Here is a 1,759-nt window from a genome sequence, read left to right as displayed (position 1 = left end):
ACCCGGGCGCGGCGCGCCGCGCCCGCAGCGACCCCGGCGCCGTCGGCCTGCTGCGCGCCGCCGCCGACGCCGCCCGCCGCGTCCCCTACGAGGGGCGCCGCTTCCTGACGACATGGAACCGCGGCCGGTCCGCCACGTCCAACGTCGCCGCCGTGCACACGCCCGGCGACGGCGTCCGCTACACCTCGCCCGCGGGCGCGGAGGGCTACCTCCCGGACGCGTCCGCCGGGGACGCCACCGGGTTCACCAAGCGGACGCTCGACCTGCTGACCCGCAACTACACCGTCGTGCGCAAGCCCGACGCGGCCATCCTCGGCCGCCGCGCCTGCGTCGTGGAGGCCCGGAGGCAGGACGGCACGATCGCGGGCCGGTTCTGGCTGGACGCCGAGACCGGCCTGATGCTGCACCGCGAGCTGATCGACGCGACCGGCCACCCGGTGATCACGAGCGGGTTCACCGAGATCAGCTTCGCCGTCCCGGCCGCCGCCGGCGCCGCGCCGCGTCCCGGCCGCACCCGCGGCTCCGCCGTGGACGCCCCGGCCGTCACCGAGGCGCCGGACGCCGCTGGGGCCGAGGCGGAGAGCCCGACCAGCGCCAACGCCGCCCCCAACAGCTCTGCCACCTCGATCCTTGAGGTGCCGCTCGACGCCCGCGCCCTCGACGGCCTGAAGCGCCGCGGCTGGCCCGTCCCCGACCGGCTGCCCGGCCACCTGACCCTCTACGACGCGCGCCGCGAGGCCGGCGGCGCCGTCCACCTCAGCTACTCCGACGGCCTGGCCTCGGTGTCGGTGTTCGTGCAGCGCGGCGACCTCCGGAGCGGCGCCATGAGCGGGTGGACGAAGGTCGCCCGGCGCGGCCGGACGGTGTTCTGCCGCGAGTCGCTGCGCCGCTGGGCCGTCACCGCCGGCGGCGGCTACGTCTACACCGTCCTGACCGACGCGCCGCAGAGCACGGCGGAGGCCGTCGCCTTCGACCTGCCGCGCGACCCCGACCCGTTCTGGACGCGGCTGGCGCGCGGCGCCCGCCGGCTGGCCTCGGCCGCGGACCCGTTCAAGTGAGCTGAACCGGGGAACGCCCAAGTCCGTCCAAAGCGGGAGGACCCGAGGGGCGGTGCGGGGCGGTTCTGCCTTACGCTCGCCACATGCCCAGGGCGGCACGATGAGCACGGATGACGAGACCATGCTCGGTAGGAGAGATGGGGATGACGGAAGACAACCGCCGGCCGGGGGACGAGGACGCCGTCCCCGGGCAGGAGCCTGAGCGGCAGGACGCGGCGGCTCCTCCCGAGACGGTGACCGACCAGGAGATCCCCCCGGAGCCGCCGGCGGCGGAGCCCGAGCCGGACCGGGAGCCGGTCGGCTCCGACCGTCTCGTGGCGGGCGGGCGCGGCGAGCAGGCGGGCGGGTTCGCCCCGCCGGACGCGCCGCGCGCCGACGCCCCGCCGCAGGACGACGTGCCCGGTGCCATGGCGCCCCGGGAAGTGCCGCTGCAGGACGCGCCCCCGCGCGACATGCCGCAGCCGCCGCCCCCGGTCCCGCTGGACAAGCCGATGGGCGAGCCCCAGCCGATGGACGGCCCCCCGCCGATGGACGGGTCCCAGGACCAGCGCCCCCGGCCCGGGTTCGTCCCCTATGACCAGGATCCGCGGGCCATGCACGGCCAGCCGCCGTACGGGGGCTGGCAGCAGGGGCCGCCGCCTCCCGGCGGCCGCCCGCCCATGGGCCCGCCGCCCCCCGGGGCGCCGATGGGCCCGCCGCCC

Annotated in this window: 1 protein-coding gene and 1 pseudogene; both read left to right on the top strand. The window is 78.1% G+C overall.

Going from position 1 to position 1,759, the window contains the following annotated elements:
• Positions 1 to 1,058: sigma-E factor regulatory protein RseB domain-containing protein (locus ABZ914_RS50955; protein WP_500201762.1), on the top strand; the 1,058-nt coding region annotated here is incomplete at its 5' end.
• Positions 1,059 to 1,201: 143 nt separating this feature from the next.
• Positions 1,202 to 1,759: pseudogene (locus ABZ914_RS50950) on the top strand (hypothetical protein); the annotation flags it as partial.

Origin of the sequence: Spirillospora sp. NPDC046719 (assembly GCF_040645715.1) — a bacterium.
In the GTDB taxonomy this organism is placed as follows: domain Bacteria; phylum Actinomycetota; class Actinomycetes; order Streptosporangiales; family Streptosporangiaceae; genus Spirillospora.
The sequence above is the reverse complement of the archived record's forward strand: the minus strand, read 5'-3'. Positions and strand labels throughout refer to the sequence as shown.